The 17,396-nt window shown below is 34.4% G+C and carries 19 protein-coding genes; 4 read left to right on the top strand and 15 right to left on the bottom strand.

All coding sequences use genetic code 11. From position 1 onward, the window contains the following. The 7 genes from ACFS6I_RS23645 to ACFS6I_RS23675 all read right to left on the bottom strand — a co-directional run bounded on the left by ACFS6I_RS23645 (position 1) and on the right by ACFS6I_RS23675 (position 6,791). Complete coding sequence (locus ACFS6I_RS23645; RefSeq protein ID WP_021188159.1) at positions 1-543, bottom strand: inorganic diphosphatase; 543 nt, start codon at positions 541-543, stop codon at positions 1-3. Positions 544-548: 5 nt separating this feature from the next. Beyond that, positions 549-1,199, bottom strand: a complete 651-nt coding sequence (locus ACFS6I_RS23650) for a DedA family protein (protein ID WP_132772219.1) — start codon at positions 1,197-1,199, stop codon at positions 549-551. A 176-nt stretch (positions 1,200-1,375) separates the two neighbouring features. Continuing rightward, positions 1,376-1,789 carry an HIT family protein gene (locus ACFS6I_RS23655; protein WP_132844486.1) on the bottom strand — a complete coding sequence of 138 codons (414 nt, stop codon included), beginning with the start codon at positions 1,787-1,789 and terminating at the stop codon, positions 1,376-1,378. A 118-nt stretch (positions 1,790-1,907) separates the two neighbouring features. Continuing rightward, complete coding sequence (gene greA, locus ACFS6I_RS23660; RefSeq protein ID WP_132772217.1) at positions 1,908-2,381, bottom strand: transcription elongation factor GreA; 474 nt, start codon at positions 2,379-2,381, stop codon at positions 1,908-1,910. 142 nt (positions 2,382-2,523) lie between these two features. Next, positions 2,524-3,222 (bottom strand): response regulator transcription factor, encoded by a 699-nt coding sequence (locus ACFS6I_RS23665; protein ID WP_132772215.1) that lies wholly within the window; start codon positions 3,220-3,222, stop codon positions 2,524-2,526. Positions 3,223-3,235: 13 nt separating this feature from the next. Next, positions 3,236-4,894 (bottom strand): sensor histidine kinase, encoded by a 1,659-nt coding sequence (locus ACFS6I_RS23670; RefSeq protein ID WP_380924248.1) that lies wholly within the window; start codon positions 4,892-4,894, stop codon positions 3,236-3,238. A 7-nt stretch (positions 4,895-4,901) separates the two neighbouring features. Next, entirely contained in the window at positions 4,902-6,791 is a 1,890-nt protein-coding gene (locus ACFS6I_RS23675; RefSeq protein WP_380924250.1) for a S9 family peptidase, read from the bottom strand. 160 nt (positions 6,792-6,951) lie between these two features. Between ACFS6I_RS23675 and ACFS6I_RS23680 the strand changes: the two genes are divergently transcribed. Further along, a complete protein-coding gene (locus ACFS6I_RS23680) occupies positions 6,952-7,236 on the top strand; it encodes a DUF4286 family protein (protein WP_132772211.1) in 285 nt (94 codons plus the stop codon). A gap of 14 nt (positions 7,237-7,250) precedes the next feature. Here ACFS6I_RS23680 and ACFS6I_RS23685 read toward each other — a convergent pair whose 3' ends face one another. The 6 genes from ACFS6I_RS23685 to ACFS6I_RS23710 all read right to left on the bottom strand — a co-directional run bounded on the left by ACFS6I_RS23685 (position 7,251) and on the right by ACFS6I_RS23710 (position 11,379). Then, positions 7,251-7,661: a DUF983 domain-containing protein gene (locus ACFS6I_RS23685; RefSeq protein ID WP_132844492.1), complete on the bottom strand. Its 411-nt coding sequence runs from the start codon at positions 7,659-7,661 to the stop codon at positions 7,251-7,253. Positions 7,662-7,673: 12 nt separating this feature from the next. Next, complete coding sequence (locus ACFS6I_RS23690; protein WP_380924253.1) at positions 7,674-7,943, bottom strand: hypothetical protein; 270 nt, start codon at positions 7,941-7,943, stop codon at positions 7,674-7,676. Positions 7,944-7,986: 43 nt separating this feature from the next. Further along, a complete protein-coding gene (locus ACFS6I_RS23695; RefSeq protein WP_380924255.1) occupies positions 7,987-8,682 on the bottom strand; it encodes an RluA family pseudouridine synthase in 696 nt (231 codons plus the stop codon). Positions 8,683-8,835: 153 nt separating this feature from the next. Beyond that, entirely contained in the window at positions 8,836-9,840 is a 1,005-nt protein-coding gene (locus ACFS6I_RS23700) for an MlaD family protein (RefSeq protein ID WP_132772207.1), read from the bottom strand. Between the two features lie 4 nt (positions 9,841-9,844). Continuing rightward, entirely contained in the window at positions 9,845-10,618 is a 774-nt protein-coding gene (locus ACFS6I_RS23705) for an ABC transporter ATP-binding protein (protein WP_021188170.1), read from the bottom strand. A gap of 2 nt (positions 10,619-10,620) precedes the next feature. Then, a complete protein-coding gene (locus ACFS6I_RS23710) occupies positions 10,621-11,379 on the bottom strand; it encodes an MlaE family ABC transporter permease (protein ID WP_132772204.1) in 759 nt (252 codons plus the stop codon). 258 nt (positions 11,380-11,637) lie between these two features. Here ACFS6I_RS23710 and ACFS6I_RS23715 point away from each other — a divergent pair, with 258 nt between their 5' ends. From ACFS6I_RS23715 to ACFS6I_RS23725, 3 genes are all read left to right on the top strand, one after another. Beyond that, positions 11,638-13,125: a DUF6600 domain-containing protein gene (locus ACFS6I_RS23715; protein ID WP_380924258.1), complete on the top strand. Its 1,488-nt coding sequence runs from the start codon at positions 11,638-11,640 to the stop codon at positions 13,123-13,125. Between the two features lie 148 nt (positions 13,126-13,273). Then, positions 13,274-14,446: a nicotinate phosphoribosyltransferase gene (pncB, locus tag ACFS6I_RS23720; RefSeq protein WP_168128406.1), complete on the top strand. Its 1,173-nt coding sequence runs from the start codon at positions 13,274-13,276 to the stop codon at positions 14,444-14,446. After that, the gene (locus ACFS6I_RS23725) at positions 14,439-15,140 is read left to right on the top strand and encodes a class I SAM-dependent methyltransferase (RefSeq protein ID WP_132844501.1); all 702 of its coding nucleotides are present in this window, start codon (positions 14,439-14,441) and stop codon (positions 15,138-15,140) included. Before pncB ends, ACFS6I_RS23725 begins: the two co-directional genes overlap by 8 nt. Before the next feature lie 109 nt (positions 15,141-15,249). Here the strand turns inward: ACFS6I_RS23725 and ACFS6I_RS23730 are convergent, their stop codons facing one another. Both ACFS6I_RS23730 and ACFS6I_RS23735 read right to left on the bottom strand, forming a co-directional pair. Continuing rightward, on the bottom strand, positions 15,250-15,723 hold the full coding sequence (locus tag ACFS6I_RS23730; protein WP_380924261.1) for a hypothetical protein: 474 nt from the start codon (positions 15,721-15,723) through the stop codon (positions 15,250-15,252). Between the two features lie 67 nt (positions 15,724-15,790). Then, positions 15,791-17,395, bottom strand: a complete 1,605-nt coding sequence (locus ACFS6I_RS23735; RefSeq protein ID WP_380924263.1) for a SusD/RagB family nutrient-binding outer membrane lipoprotein — start codon at positions 17,393-17,395, stop codon at positions 15,791-15,793. Position 17,396: the final 1 nt, after the last annotated feature.

Consider the following 17,396-nt stretch of genomic DNA (forward strand, 5'->3'; position numbering starts at 1 on the left):
TTATTTATTACCAAATTCTTTATTGTACAATTCTATACTATCCAATAGAATTTGTTGTGCAACTTCACGGCCTTGAACGCCTTCAACTACAACATTTTTCTTTTCTAATGCTTTGTAACTTTCAAAAAATTGAACAATTTCTTTCATACTATGTGGAGATAGTTGTTCAATATCTGTAATGTAATTGTACACAGGATCATTCTTAGCAACAGCAATGATTTTATCATCTTGCTCACCACCATCAACCATGTTCATCACACCAATGATTTGTGCTTCAACCAATGTCAAAGGAAGAATATCAACAGAACAGATTACCAAAATATCCAATGGATCTTTATCATCACAATATGTTTGTGGAATAAAACCATAGTTAGCAGGATACACTACAGAAGAACTCAAAACGCGATCTAATAATAAAAGACCAGTTTCTTTGTCTAATTCGTATTTTCCTTTTGAACCATTTGAAATTTCAATAATAGCATTTACTGAATTTGGCACATTTGTACCAGGAGATACTTTATGCCAAGGATTTTGTGTACTCATTTGATTTACTGTATATTTTGTTTGTTTTTATTTTCATTCATTTTACGTTTGATCAAAGCAATGACGATCGGTAAGAAGGCAATTGCAATCAATCCAACAATAATATATTCGACATAATTAATAATCCAAGGAAATTCAATACCTAAGAAATACCCTGATAAAGTTAATAATAGTACCCAAAGCAGTGCTCCTGATATATTAAAGATTACAAACTTTTTAAAATCGAGTTTAACAACGCCTGCAAAAATTGGTGCAAATGTACGTACTATAGGTACAAAGCGACCGATGATCAAAGCTGTACCCCCATATTTATGGTAGAATTCTTCAGCCATAATAACGTATTTACGCTTAAAGATAAGGCTATCCTTACGTTTGAAAAGCATAGGACCGGCTCGATAACCAAACCAATATCCTGCAAAGTTTCCGAGTACGCCAGCGGCAATTAAACCTGCGCAAAGCGTCACGATATCAACTTCAATTTTATTTAATGCACAAAATAGTCCAGCTAAAAATAACAAATAATCTCCCGGTAGAAAGAAACCAAAAAACAAACCCGTTTCAGCAAATACAATGAGTAAAACTAAATAAAAACCGCCAGAGCTTAATAATTCCTCTGGGTTCAGTAATTGTTGAAAAGACAACAAAAGATCTTGCATAATTTCTTTTTTACGTTTTCACTTATTTTGTGAAAAATGTCATTATAATATAATCCCTATCTATGACATTTCATATAGACATATAATTTCTATATAAGACTGCAAAGATATGATATATTATAGTCTTTTTTTATATTTATATTTAAAATACTACTTTTAGATGAGGTTGTTTTCGATTAATTATCAGTTGTAACATTGATAATTGACTCTTTAATTGTTTCCGCAATTTGGGTAAATTCTTCATGAGTAAGCGACAATCTAGGTCGAGAAAAATTTAAATCTGAAACATTATTTAACGGGACTAAATGGATATGAGCATGGGCTACTTCTAATCCGATAACAGCAACACCGACTTTCTTACAAGGGAAAACGCGTTTGATACCTTGAGCTACAATTTTTGAAAAAACCCAAAGTGCCATATATTCATCGTCATTGATATCGAAAATATAATCGGTCTCACGCTTTGGAATGACCAAAACATGCCCCTCGGCTAATGGACTAACATCTAAAAATGCTAGAAAATCATTACTCTCAGCTACCTTATAAGCAGCAATCTCTCCTGACACTATTTTTGAAAAAATCGTAGACATATTTCAATTGTTTATAACCCAAATATAAAAAAAGGCTGCATGTAATGCAACCTTAAATAATGATATAACGTTTTATTAATATGCGGTTATGGCAAAACCGCACATAACCGCATATAATTTATCTTGTAATTTCTATGATTTCGAATTCAATCTGACCTGCAGGGACATCGATTACAGCTACATCGCCTTTAGATTTACCTAGTAAACCTTTGGCAATAGGAGACTTAACAGAAATCTTACCTTGTTTCATATCAGCTTCTGTTTCGGACACCAATTGATACGTCATTTCAGCGCCATTTTTCTTATTCTTGATCTTTACGATAGATAAGGCCAATACTTTTGATGTATCTAATTTGGATTCGTCAATCAAACGAGCTCCAGCTAGCGTATTTTCCAAGTTTGCAATCTTTGCTTCATGCATACCTTGCGCCTCTTTTGCAGCATCATATTCTGCATTCTCAGACAAATCACCTTTATCTCTTGCTTCAGCTATTGCATTCGAGATACTAGTTCTTCCTTCAGTTTTAAGATAGTGCAACTCTTCCTTGAGCTTTTGTAATCCCTCTGCGGTGTAATAAGTTACTTCTGCCATAATTATTGTTATTTGTTTTATCTTAATTATTCAAAAATGAAACAAGACCATGTTATCCTTGTCGGATAACATGGTCTCGCTGTCTATAATACGAAGGTAAGAATTGTTTTTAACAAAACAAATTCAAACCCATTAATTCATTTTAATTCTCTTCTTCATCAACAAATCTATAGCCTAAACCCCTAACAGTCTGCAAGTAATAGGGTTTATCTGGATTCTTTTCGATCTTCTTCCTTAATCTAACCACATGCATATCTAAGGTCCGTGTATTGACATTTGAACTGTACCCCCAAACGACTTCCATCAGCTCTTCGCGTGTTATTTCTTTGCCGACATTCTGTAGAAAATGCAGTAAAATACGATTCTCTAAAATGGTAAGTTCTATTTTCTTACCGTCTCTCACAAGTGAGTGAATGTTTGGCTGATGTTCAGTCTTACCAAAATGATAGATCTCAGGCGTATTTTTAGGTAAAAAGAAACGAACCTTATTCTCAATCATGGCGATTAATACGTCCATATTGAATGGCTTACTAATGTAATCCGTCACACCAAAGCTATAAGCTTCGATCTTATCAATATCTTGTGATTTAGCAGTCATCATGATAACAATATTTTCAAATCCTGCTTTACGTATATTTTCACAAATCTCGTTACCTTCCTTACCTGGCAACATCCAATCTAGCAATACAACATCTGGTTTTTTCTCTAAAATCAACTTTTCAGCCTCATTTCCATCCCCCGTTTGAACAACATTGTACCCTTCCGTTTCTAATCTGTGACGAACTAAAAAGCGTAGATTTTCATCATCTTCAATAACAGCTACAGTTATTTCTTTGCTCATAATTAATTATATTTTAAACTGAAAAAATGAGAGTAAAGGTAGTTCCTTTACCGATTTCACTTTTAACAGAAATTTCTCCCCCCATAAATTCTGTTATCTCTTTACAAAAGGCTAAACCCAAACCAATACTTCCTTGTTGATTGTATTGACTTTTGATCCGATAGAACTTCTTAAATATATTTGAAAACTCATTTTTATTTATACCTATTCCTTCGTCTCTAAAGATAATAACAAAATTCTTTTTATTTTGTTGTATTTTAATATCTAATACTTTCCTCTTTTGATCCGAATATTTATAGGCATTATCAATTAAATTTTGAAACACACTTGTTAATAATACAGGATCTGCAAGTAGACTGGATTTGACGTTAATTTCTTTTGTTATTTTAAAATCTGCATGTTTTAATTGTGTGGATGTCACAATATTATCGACAAATGTATTTAAATCAATTTCTTCTCTTTTAAGCTTGATTGTTTTATTTTCAATTTGACTAAATGACAATAATTTGTTCATCAAATTGTTCAGCCGATCTGATTCTTGATCCAATATGTTTCCATACATTATACGCTCTTCATCAGATAAATATTGTGCACTTTTAATATTGTTACCTGCTATTTTTATTACACTAACAGGGGTTTTAAACTCATGTGTCAAATTATTAATAAAATCATATTGCAATTTAAACAGTCTACCATTAATTTCTAAATTACGGTAAATCAAATATAAAATGACCAATAAAATCAAATAAACTAATGAGATCCCCAGCACAACAGGTAGAAAACTACGATTCACTTCTTTTGAGATAAATGATTCGCTGGAATGGAATAACAATTTATAATCTGCCAGAGCTCCAGGTAAAAGCATTTCGGTCACATATTCTTTGACATCGGAGGTTACAGGAGCACGTACTATAGGAACGACTTCAATTCTTTCATACAGATTGGGATATATATTTTTAACATCCAATAAGGTCGGATCGACGCTAAAGACAAACATATCCTGTTCATAATTCACAATATGATCTAATTTTGTATCCATGATATCTTTATATACCAATAGATCATTGATGCGCGGAATATTGAGATAAGTAATACGACCTGGTTGCGTAGAATAGAAAACACGAAGAATGTCACGATCTGTTAATTTTGAGCTGGACTGCAATTTATCAATATAACTTGCCACCTTGATCCCCATACTATTCAATTCCTCGTTAAAAGGCCCCATTTCTTCACGTTTGGTGATGTACCTTTTATCTAAACCTCGGTTATTAATTGTAAATATGGATAATGTTTTAGGTCTGATATTTAATCCATTGATCGAAAAGCCGGCAAGTATTCTATTATCATTACTAAAAAGCATATCGTAAAAAGCGATCTCCTTAACGAATGGATAAGAGCTTAAGACGCTGTAAGCATATTTTCCTGCTTCCAAAGAATCCAAGTATCCCTGATAAAAAGAAACTTCGGGAACACGATTTTGAAAAAAATCATTGAAGGGTACCAATGTCAAATCAAAGACCTCCGATTTGCGATTCGTAAACTCATTATTAACGAGATTTACAGTATAATTTCTTGCTGCAAATATGACAACAAAATACAATAACGTAACGAAAGCAAAGAAGACAAAAAGCAAACCAAAATTCTTACGATAATTATAACCTGTTCCTCTCATCGTCCCACTATTTACCGATATATTTATCTAAAAATTTCTCCAGCTCCTGATAATATTGAATGACATTTTCATCCTTTTTAAAAGTTCTACCCTCTTCTTCTTTCAATATATATTGTACAGGAATATTATTATTTTTAAGTTTCTGCACAAATTGATTGGCATCTGTTACCGAACTTAATCGATCCTTTCCCCCTTGTGCTATTAAAACTGGAATTTTGACACGATTAGAATGAAATACGGGAGAAATCTGCTTAAACATGCTCGATTCGCGAATTGGATTTCCAATAATCTGATAGTATTTTTGCAAATAGGGTTTTACATATGGTGGTATGTCTCTAAAATATGTGAACAAGTTCGTGTACCCCGAATATGATACTGCACAGGCATACATATCAGAATTAAAACACGCCGCATGCAAAGCTGAGTACCCCCCAAAGCCTTTTCCAACAATTGCTATTCTATCTTTATCCGCAATACCTTCTCTGATTAACCATTTTACGCCGTCCGTAATATCATCTTGAATCTTACCTCCCCACTCTTTAAAACCTGCCGACCAAAATTCTTTACCAAAGCCTACTGAACCACGATAGTTCATCTGAAACACAACATAACCTCGATTGGCTAAGAACTGTGCTTCGTGATCAAAACCCCAAATTTCTCGCTGATTAGGGCCATCATGTGGCATTACAACAACAGGAAGATTCTTCCTATCTTCATGCAAAGGGTAGGTAATAAAACCTGTAATGATCTTGCCATCGCGGGCTTGATATTTCACAGATTCTGTTTGCGATAACTCACGATCTTTTAAATTAGGATTGTTATCGGTCAGTTTATGTAATTCGTTATCCTGGCAATCAAAATAATAAATCGCACCAGGATTGGTGTCTGTATATGTTCTTATGATGATTTTATTAAAGGAAGAATCTGAGTCTATAATATCAAATTCTGATCCCTTTGCCTTTTCAGATATTTTTTTAAATATTCCTGCGATCTTATCATTGAAAAAAAATCTTTTCTTTTTTGAAAGAGTATAAGAGGCATAGAGCATTTCATTGGTATAAGAAGAATATCCACCCCAATCGAGATCTACTTCCTTATTATTAAAAACTTCGTATACTTCCTTCTTCTGCTCCAAATCATACTCAACTAACGACAGCTTATCTCTGCCGATATTTGAAAGTGCGTAAATATTTGTTGTCGAGTTTTTAACGAAGCCCATCGGTATAATAGTAGAAGCAAAATCATTTTTTAAGACCTGATGAAAGGGTTGCTCATTATCTGCCCTATACATCATTGATTCTTCCACACTATCATTAGCCATGACAAGTCTTACTTGACCATCCTGAGAAAGATACCAAGAATTGATGCTTCCTGAGTTTTGAAGGATCATCTCGGATTTCCGCCCATCAATAAATAACTTATGAAGATCGAACGTTGAAGAATCTCGATCATTGATAGCTACTATAATTCCATTATCATATAATCTTGCCGGCTGTACCCAACGAAATTTTGCTTTCATGGGTTTAATCAATGGTTGAAGGGCGTCCGTAAAAATATTTACAGCATATAGTCTTAGGCTGTCATTAGAGGTTTGTTCTATAGAAAATATAATCTCTTCATTATCTCCCCAAACAAAACTATTAACATTCATATCATTTTGATACGTCAATTGCTTGGAACTGTCCTGATTATTTAAGTTTAATAAAAAAATATTCTTGCAATGATTATCTAACCCGATATAAGCGATATAATTACCATCAGGGGAAATTTTAAATGATGTCTTTTCAGGAGTTGAAAAAAAACTTTCAATAGGTATACGCTCCGTTTTATTATTCGAACAGCTAATGCCTAGAAACAGCAAGGTAATTAATATAGAAAATGTAATATATGCGCGCATAAACAAACTCATTCGTCAACCTACTCAAAGATTAAAATTAATTAGCAATAACAAATCATGTGCAACTTTATTTTTACAAGAACAGCTAACATTTATTGTACCACGATAATATACAGATATATATTTCAATAAGGCAATTAAAGTTCATATTTTTGCACTTATGTATTTATATAACATATCCATCATATCAGAAGAATCTGTACATCAGGAAATAGTTTCCTGGATAAAAGAAAATCTTCTAAACAGCACTAATTTCAATCCTCGTTTTTTGGAAATGCTTAATTCTCCTCATGAAGGAGTAACATACTGCATTCAGATACAGGTTTCCAGCGAAGAGGACATTGCACAATTTCAACAAGATCATCTTAGCCATTTACAGCATGAAATTTCATCCAACTTTAAGGATAAAGCGTTCATTTTTGACAGTACAATGAAATACTTGTAAAAATAAGAGCGATACTAAATATCGCTCTTATTTTTATTTTCTTCTAGTAGCTCCCACTTGGGATCATAAACAATTTTTGGAGTCATGTAATGCAATAATATCAATCTTGAATAACGAAAGTTAAATGGAGAAAAGATAATAATTGTTGCAAAAAGGACTACCATATACGTCCATGGGGACTCACTTCCTGTTAATACTGCTGTTGCCAAAGCAAATGTTACCACTTCAGCCACCGACATCGCGTAACTGACATACATGGCCGCATAAAAATAACCTGGCTCGATTTCGAAAGTCAAATTACAAACGGGACATACATCATTTGTTTTTTGTTTACGTAAACCATAGGCAGGTCCGACAAACATATTTCCGACATGACATCTTGGACATTTTGAATGTACAAGCGCATGAATTTTAGATGTTGGCATATCTTATTAATTTTAAAGAATTTTTTCCTGAGATTTACTCGACTTTACAGTACGATATTTTTTATACCAAAGAAAGCCCAAACCTGCGGCTGCCAAATAAGGAATGACAAGCAAAAATAAGATTCCATCATTTAAGCCTTTACCTTGTGTATTGCCGTTCTGAGTAGAATTTTCAGCATTTAAGGAACACATAGCACACTGGGCATATACTGAACTGATTGGTGTTACCGTAATCGTGCAAAACAGAACAATTGTAACTAGCAAATACTTAAGCGTTTTCATAATACAAAGATACTTAAAAAATTAAGATTATTTTACAGCTACTCTAGTCATTAAACTTAGAAAACTTCTCCCAGAAACCGTCATGCTGCAATGGAGCCTTTAATGTAATCGTCTCTTTTTTGATTGGGTGAACAAAAGTAAGTGATCTAGAATGAAGGCATATACTACCCTTTGAACTGCCCCGAGGGTACCCATATTTATTGTCACCGACTATAGGACATCCCATCGTGGATAATTGCACCCGAATCTGATGAGTACGTCCTGTTAATGGCTCAACTTTTAATAAATGAAAACCATTCAGTTCACCGATCAAAGCATAATCCAATTCGGCATAGCTGCTTTCTTTCACTTCTTTATTAAAAGCTTTTGTTACCATTTTTTCACGATTTCGCACAAGCCAATTGATCAATTTACCGGTAGGTTCTTGTGGACGTTGTCTCACAACAGCAAGGTAAGTCTTTTTTACCTGTCTATCTTTAAACAGTTTATTCATACGCTCTAATGCTTTGCTTGTTTTTGCAAAAACAATTAAACCGCTAACAGGCCTGTCCAGACGATGGATAACTCCTAAAAAGGCTTCATTAGGTTTATTGTATTTATATTTTAAATACTCTTTAACCATATCTTCTAAAGACTTATCACCGGTATCGTCTACCTGAACAATATCTCCTGCCCTTTTATTGATTGCGATGAGGTGGTTATCTTCATAGATAACATCTCTATCTGTAATATTATGCATTTAGTTAAAATAAAATCTTACAATAATTATACATATGCAAGAGATCTTGCCTGTGTATAAAGGCAAAGATACACCTAATCAGAATAGCTTAAAAAAGTAAAGGGCGATTTTCGAAGAAAATTGCCCTTTACTTTTTTAAATATATTAAAATTTCTATTTCACTGAATCTTTCAATTCTAATTCAGCTGCCTTTTTTGCTTCCTTGTCTTTCTTCTTAAAGAAACCTCTCAATAAGAAATTACTTTGCAAAGCTTCCATATTTTGATCCAATTTAGCGGTACTGTTATTTAAATTACGAACGGCCTCTCTAAGCTCATTGCCAACAGCTGGATCATTGATCAATGTACCAATCGCATTATCTTTGCTACTTAATTTACCTGAAGCAGTATTTAAATTTGTCATCAGTGCATTAGCTGTCTGTGAAACGCCCTGCAGTTGTGCTGCAGAAGCTCTTAAACTAGCAAAAACTGCTGTATCTGTAGTCAGATCGTGAACTAAGCCTTTATTCGAATTTAATTTTTCTGTCAATAGAACAAGGTTAGATGTTGCTTTATTTGTACTGGCCATAACCTGACTGATCGACTGCAAAGACATATGAAGCGAAGATAACATGGCTGTATCTGTCAATAAAGATCCGACTACACCACGCCCTTCAACTAAACCACGTGAAATTTCAACAAAATCTGTTGTAATTTTTGCCAAATTTTGGTTATTAAGCTGTAGGGTTTCCATCATTGCTTCCATGTCTGCGGCTTTCGCAGAACGAAGAAAATCATTAGCTTCAATTGATGGCGCATTTTGAGAACCACCTGAAATCACAATGATTTTATTACCAATAAGACCATCTGATCCTAATTTGGTAATGGCATCTTTACGGATATATTCAGCTGATTTTTCCTCAATGGTCATAACAACCTCAACATCCTGTAAATTTTTAAAATGAATATTCTTTATAATCCCCACTTTAACACCTGAAAACCAAACATTACTACCTACTTTTAAGCCTGCAACATCAGGGAAAGACGTAGCAATTTCGAAAGTTTTAGTAAATTTTTTCTGTTGACTCCCCAGTATAAATATACCTGCAATCAGAATAGCTAATCCTATAAATACGAATAATCCAACTATTACTGCTCTCTTATTTTCTACTTTGCTCATTTATTTAAACAATAAAATTATAATCATAAAACGCTTTAACTCGCGCATCATCTGTTTCAAATATTTCCTTAAAAGATCCCTGTCTTTCAAATTTACCATCTAGTAACATCACTATACGATCTCCTACCGATCGAGCACAAGCTAAATCATGTGTGATGATAATGGATGATGTTTTATACCTTTCTTGAACTTCGTTAATAAGACTATTAATATCTAAACAGGTTATTGGATCCAATCCTGCTGTTGGCTCATCGTACATCATGATATCTGGGCGTAAGATTAATGTACGCGCGATACCGATTCTTTTACGTTGTCCACCAGATAATTCAGATGGCATTTGATTGATTGCCTGTGATAGTCCTACACCTTCTAGCACATCTTCCACCTCTTTATTGATTTCAGCACGTGTAAGATTTCTTTTATTACGAATCAATGGAAATTCAAGATTTTCACGTACCGTCATACTATCGTACAAAGCGCTATTTTGAAATGAAAATCCTATACGCAACCGCAGCTTCATCAACTCATGGTTATCCAAATCATTAACAGAATTCCCAAGAACTTCAATACTACCCACATCAGGCTGTAAAAGTCCAGCAATAAGTTTTATTAATACGGATTTACCAGTACCAGAACGTCCCAAAACCACTAAGTTTTCCCCACGGTATAAGTCTAAATCAACATTTCTTAATACATGGTTCTCTCCGAATGATTTACTAACACCGCGTATTGTAATGACAGAATCTTGATAATCGATATGTGTTTTTACTTTTTCCATCACTAATTTATTATTGATAAAATTTGTACGATGATAATTTCTTCAATAAAAACCAAAAACATGGAAGCTACAACAGCGGCATTTGCTGCTTTACCAACTCCCTCAGTTCCTTTTGAAGAATAATATCCACAATAACAACTTACTGCTCCGATAGTAAAACCAAATACAATAGCTCTAAAAACCATTGCCCATAAATCCTGATAACCAATTGTTTCGAAGACTTGTGTAAAGAAACTTAAAAAGCTTAGATCATCTTTGGATGCCATACTTAGGTAGCCACCAAGAAGTCCGATTCCCGCAACATAAAAACATAAAATAGGAATACCTATTGTTGTCGCTATAATGCGACTTACAATTAAAAATTTAAATGGGTTTGTTCCCGAAACTTCCATCGCATCGATTTGTTCGGTAACATTCATCGAACTCAATTCAGCCCCTACTTGCGAACCAATTTTTCCAGATGCAATCAGTGCCGTTACCAACGGGGCTAAAGCTCGAACAATAGCAATGGAAATCAAGGAAGGTAACATAGAGGTTGCTCCAAACTCTTCCAATGAAGGTCGTGATTGTTTAGAAAAAACAAATCCCACAATAAAACCCGTTAAACTGATTAAGGGTAATGATTTCCATCCAATTTCAAAACATTGACGTATTATTTCCTTAAATTCATAAGGAGGTGTGACAAGTTCTTTCCAGAATCGAATTAAGAATCGATGGATATTTGCGAATTCAGTAAAAAATGATCGAAGTTTATTTAACATTCAAATAAATATTTCCTGTGTACAATATTTTATGACACGATTGAAGGGATAAAGGTACAAAAAATAGGTAATTATTATCAAACCATAATCACTTAGTTTCCTCTTAAGTTTTCTTACAGCCCTAGAAAACAACAAAATAATCTGGAATAAGTTTTGCCTGCATAAAAAACAAATCACAGATTAAACCATATGTACATTATAGGTGTCATACCTACAAAATAAAGAACTATTTTTCACGATCGATAAAAAAGAAATATCATGAAAAAAATTAAATATATAAAATTAATCGCATTAACAGTTTTTAGTATTCTGTTTTTTGCGACGCCTAAATCTTCGTTAGCACAACGTGGATATTCTAATTATAACAGTGGTGTTTCTTTTCAAACATTTTATGATGAACTAGCGCCTTATGGTGACTGGGTAAATGACCGCAATTATGGTTATATGTGGATACCTGATGTAGGTCCCAACTTCCAGCCTTATTCAACCAATGGATACTGGACCATGACTGAATATGGAAATACGTGGGTATCAAATTATTCTTGGGGCTGGGCACCATTCCATTATGGTAGATGGGAATACAACAACAATTATGGTTGGGCGTGGATCCCAGATTATGAATGGGGACCAGCCTGGGTCAATTGGAGAGAAGGTTCTGGTTATTATGGATGGGCACCTTTAGGAATTAATATTTCGATCAACCTTCCTATGAATTTATGGGTATTTGTTGGGTCATCTAACATCTATAGCAATAGATTAGATCGTTATTATGTTCACCCTCGTAATTATAATAATTTTTATAATAGAACTACAATTATCAATAATACTGTTATCATCAATAATAAAAACTATTATGGTGGTCCAAGAAGATCAGATATTGAGAGAAGTACAGGAAGACGTGTAAGCGTAAGAAGTATTAATAATTCTGATAGACCTGGTGCATCACGTGTAACGCGTAGCAGTGTTGATATCTATCGTCCAAATGTGGATCGTAATTCAAGAACTGATGCAAGACCAAGCCGGGTTGCTGAAGCTTCATCCCGTACACGTAGCAATAATACATCTTTACAGAATAGAAATGATCGGGTGATATCTACAAGAGATAATATGACCAGTACGAGAGGTAGTCGCGAATTGTATATTGATAATAGTGGAAATGCTACTGTTAGATCGAGAGAAAATGGATCAACAGATAGATCAAGAGGCAATAATAGTTCAATTAACAGAACAGATGGACGTATAAACAATAATGGTGGTAGCACAAGAAGCAATTCATCTAATACAGATAATGGTTCTTCGAATACTAGAAACACCCGGGAGAGAGTACAATCTATCGATAATAATAATAACAATACTTCAGTTCGTACAGAAAGGCCTACAAGAAATACAAATACAGTAGAACAATCTAGAACTGATCGACCAGCTAGCGTTCAAACGAGTGCAAACAATGAAACTAGAAGTAGCAGAACTGCACCAACTAACACGGAGCGACCAGCTAGAGTACAGGAAACTTCAAACAACGAAACTAGAAGTAGCAGAACTGCACCTACGAACACCGAAAGACCCGCAAGAGTTCAGTCATCTTCAAACAACGAAAGTAGAAGTAGTAGAACTGCCCCTTCATCCAATACGGAACGACCTGCGAGAGCACAGTCAAATAGTGTGGAAAGAAGTAATAATAGTACCAATGAAAGAAGCTCAACACAGTCAGGAGCTACCAGAAGCGGCAGTACCCGTACAAGATAAGAAATGAAATAATTTTATGAAGAGTTTTAGTAATGATACTAAACCTCTTTTTTATGAATAAGACGCAAATTGGATTTTCCGAACAATTACTTTAAATTGATGTTAATTATTAAATTTACATCCTTATTCACTTTATATTAAGAGGCCAATGGCTCAACTAACATCCATACTAGACAACGACTTTTATAAGTTCACGATGCAATATGCTGTTGTCAAGTTATTTCCAAAAGCAAAGGCTCGATACCAATTCATTAATCGCGGTCAACATAAATTTCCGATAGGATTTGATAAAAAACTAAGAGAGGCAATCGATGCGATGGCAAATCTAAAATTGAGCAAAGCTGAAAAAACATTTTTTGCCCAAAACTGCCCATACATTGACCCTACTTATTTTGACTTCCTACAGGGCTATCGCTATGATCCTGATGAAATCAGTATTATTCAAAATGGCGAAGATTTAGAAGTTAAAATTGAGGGATATTGGTACCGCACCATTCTTTGGGAAGTTCCGATCATGGCTTTAATATGTGAACTTTATTACGAAATAACTGAACAGAAGCGCTTAACGAATGAACAGGTTATTGATGATGCTAAAACTAAAATTGAAAAATATAAGAAATTAAATATTACAATCGCAGATTTTGGTACAAGGAGAAGACATTCTTTTCAGGTTCACAAACTTGTCGTAGAAACATTAAAAGAATATGGGGCTGGTACTTTTATCGGAACGAGTAATGTTCTTCTTGCTATGCAATATCAAATTAAACCTATTGGCACACATGCTCATGAATGGTTTATGTTTCATGCAGCCAAGTATGGTTATAAAATGGCAAATTTGCTTGGTCTTGAGCATTGGGCCGATGTATACAGAGGTGACTTGGGTATCGCGCTATCTGACACGTACACAACAGAAGTATTCTTTAGACAATTTGACAAAAAACTCACTAAATTATTTGATGGTGTACGGCATGACAGCGGAGATCCTATAGAGTTCGCTGAAAAAATCATTTCACATTATGTCAATAAGGGAATCGATCCTTTATCGAAAACCATCATATTTTCGGACGGTTTAGATTATGATAAAGTGGCTCATATAACACAGTATTGCAAAGGCAAAATTGGACATTCATTTGGAGTGGGTACTAACTTCACTAATGATGTTGGCCTCACACAAATGAATATAGTGATTAAAATGACTGAAACACAACCAGAAGATGATGAATGGACGCAGGTAATTAAATTATCGGATGAACCCAAAAAGAACACTGGAGATCCAGCGACCATCAAATTAGCAAAACAAATATTAATGATACATGACTAGAGATATTTACGGCGAAGCCTTAAACGATTATTACATTCATCAAAAAGAGGTAGCGCCTCTGCTTTTACACAGTAGTTATGGTGATATTGAAGAAATGCCCGTTGATATATTTTTTCGCGACGAAGACGAGATTCCTGAACTGGAATTTATTGCGCTTTCCCTATGTGATGGACGTGTTTTAGATGTGGGCGCTGGCGTAGGTTGTCACACATTGTATTTGCAAGACAAAAATTTCGACGTTGAAGCACTTGAAGTATCGAACATCGCCTGTCAGATCATGCAACAGAGAGGGGTTCAAAAAATACATCATAACGATTTTTATCAATTCAAAGATCATAAATATGATACGCTCTTGTTCTTGATGAATGGAATTGGATTAGCGGGCGATATAGAAGGCTTTAAAAACCTTTTGATTCATGCTGAATCTATATTGACAGATCGTGGACAGCTTATCTTTGATACGTCAAACATCGAGTATCTTTATGAGGAATACAAAATAAAACGACCTGATCACTATTTTGGAGAGATAAATTATCAATATCAATATCAGGGAAATTTTGGAGATAAATTCAAGTGGTTATATCTGGATCAAAAGATGCTCATTAAAATTGCACATGAATTAAACTGGGTAGTACAAATTCTATTTGAAGATGAGCACGACCAATATTTAGTTCGTATGGAAAAGAGAAAATAGTGCCCACTTAATGAGATACAACAAAGCCTTTCGGAAATATTGCGAAAGGCTTTGTTTTTTAATAAGTAGCAATTTTAAATACGATTACCAACCTGATAATTAAAATTGGCTATTTAAGCTTGATATAGGTTTCAATTATTATTTGTTTAACACCTAATTCTGGAAGATTTTCTTCGCCCTTTTGAATAAGCGTATCTCCTTTTTGAGTTAATTCAAAATCAAAAGTATTATTTTCCCAGTCTCGCATACTGCAATACTGTAGATGTTCTTTATATTTATTTCCATTTAATGTATATCGACCTCCTCCCGATACAAATAATGGTTCTTTTCCTTTCCCTTTCTCTTTATCGTGATTAAAAAAAGAAAAATGATCTCCATTAAACATCTTAAACATCTCTGTTTTTGATGTATCTGTAAAAGCAAGAATCGTGTCTGTTCCTTTTATGGTTTTACTTTCAAGTAAACGATAGGTTCCTGAGATATTTTGTTTATTTTCCACAGGTTTATCAGACTCTGGCGCACATGATGAACATGCAACAACAAATGACAAAATGATTAACTTTTGATTTATTAGGTTTTTCATAAAATGGTTTTTTATTTTAACAGAGATCAAAATACTTGCATTTGATCTCTGTTAAAGATGCAAGAAATTACTTATCCCACCAAACACGGCCGACATAAGAGTCTCCTCCTGTAACCGCAGCCGAAGCTACTTTGTAATGATCAGGATTATTAGAAGCCTCTGTTATTGGATAAGGATATCTTCTAGGTATCACTCCGCCAGTACTATTATCTGGATGTTTGACTGGTACTAAAACTGGAAAACCCGAGCGCTTCCAATTATTCCAGGATTCATAAAAATCAAATAGCGTATTGGTATGTGCCCAATATTGCTCATTGATCATTTTCAAACCATTTCCATCATTGTATGGCATTTTTGTCAAGTAATCATTGATTTCAGCATCTGAGATCGTTAACTTCGAATCATATTGACCTAAACAACTTATTGCTGCTCCCACTCCTTTATTGTAATGTTCACCTGCAGTACCTCCAATTGCCCAACGTTTTGCAGCCTCTGCTCTTAATAATTCCGTTTGTGCATATGTTAAAATAAAAGTTATACCATCCCGTTTAGACATATTAGGGTTAGGTGAGGAATAATCTGGATAGTCTGTAAAACTTGGATCCTTACGAATATCAAAAGCATCACCATTTGCGGCATCTACCTGCTTTCCATTTGGCATACCTTTTTGAACGAGAGGGTCTGTTACAAAATTTGGATTTTGATCTTTGTTTGATAGACTAATATGCAATTTTGTAACGGCAATTTTTCCTAATCGTGGATCATTTGTCTTTTTCAAATAATCAATAAAAGTATTGGACCATTTACCGTAGTAATAGTCTTGTGAACCGACATCGCCTAATAAAACCTGACTATTACGATTTTGTGTAATACGAGCACCATTGACATCATGTTTTACAAACGCGTTATCAGCATTAGAGGTAAAAGTATTAGCGATGGCTTTCTGCGCATATGTTTTTGCTTTCGCTTCATCAACTTTTACAAGACGCATAGCTAATCTTAACATGAATGAATTCGTGAACCGTTTCCACTTTTCTATATCACCTTTATAAATGATATCACCAGTTACAATATCACCTGACGCTTGTAATGCATTGACAGCTTCGTCAAGCTCACTCAGCATTGTATTATAAATATCTTGCTGTTTATCATACTTTGGCAGATACAACTTTTGATAATAACCTAAACCTGCTTCCGAAGCAGGGACATCACCATACAAATCCGTAATTCTAGACAATACTACGACACGCCAAATACGTGCTATCTGATGTAGATTTTTATACTGCTCTTTACCTCGAGTATTTTCGACAACATCGACGATATTTCTTACCTGTTCAATATAACTCCCCACAGCCCCGGTACCCCAATAAGCGGCAGTATGTTCCTCAAAAATTAAATATTTATCACCTCGCCATTCTTGAGTACAATTAGCTAAAGCTTGTACTATTGGTCCTGCCAAAGAGAAATTACTTCGGAAAGCATCATATGCCATATCAAAGCTACCTGTATAATTTAGCTGAGCAGATGAAAGCACGAAGTTAGGGTTAAATTTTTCTGAACTATTTGTTACAGGATTGGTATTAATTTTATCAAAATCTTTTGTACAGCCTGTAAATGAAAGAAGACATGATACAGCAATAGCTGATATAATTGGGTTTAAATTTCTTTTCATA

It is taken from the genome of Sphingobacterium anhuiense (assembly GCF_042686355.1).
GTDB classification, from domain to species: domain Bacteria; phylum Bacteroidota; class Bacteroidia; order Sphingobacteriales; family Sphingobacteriaceae; genus Sphingobacterium; species Sphingobacterium anhuiense.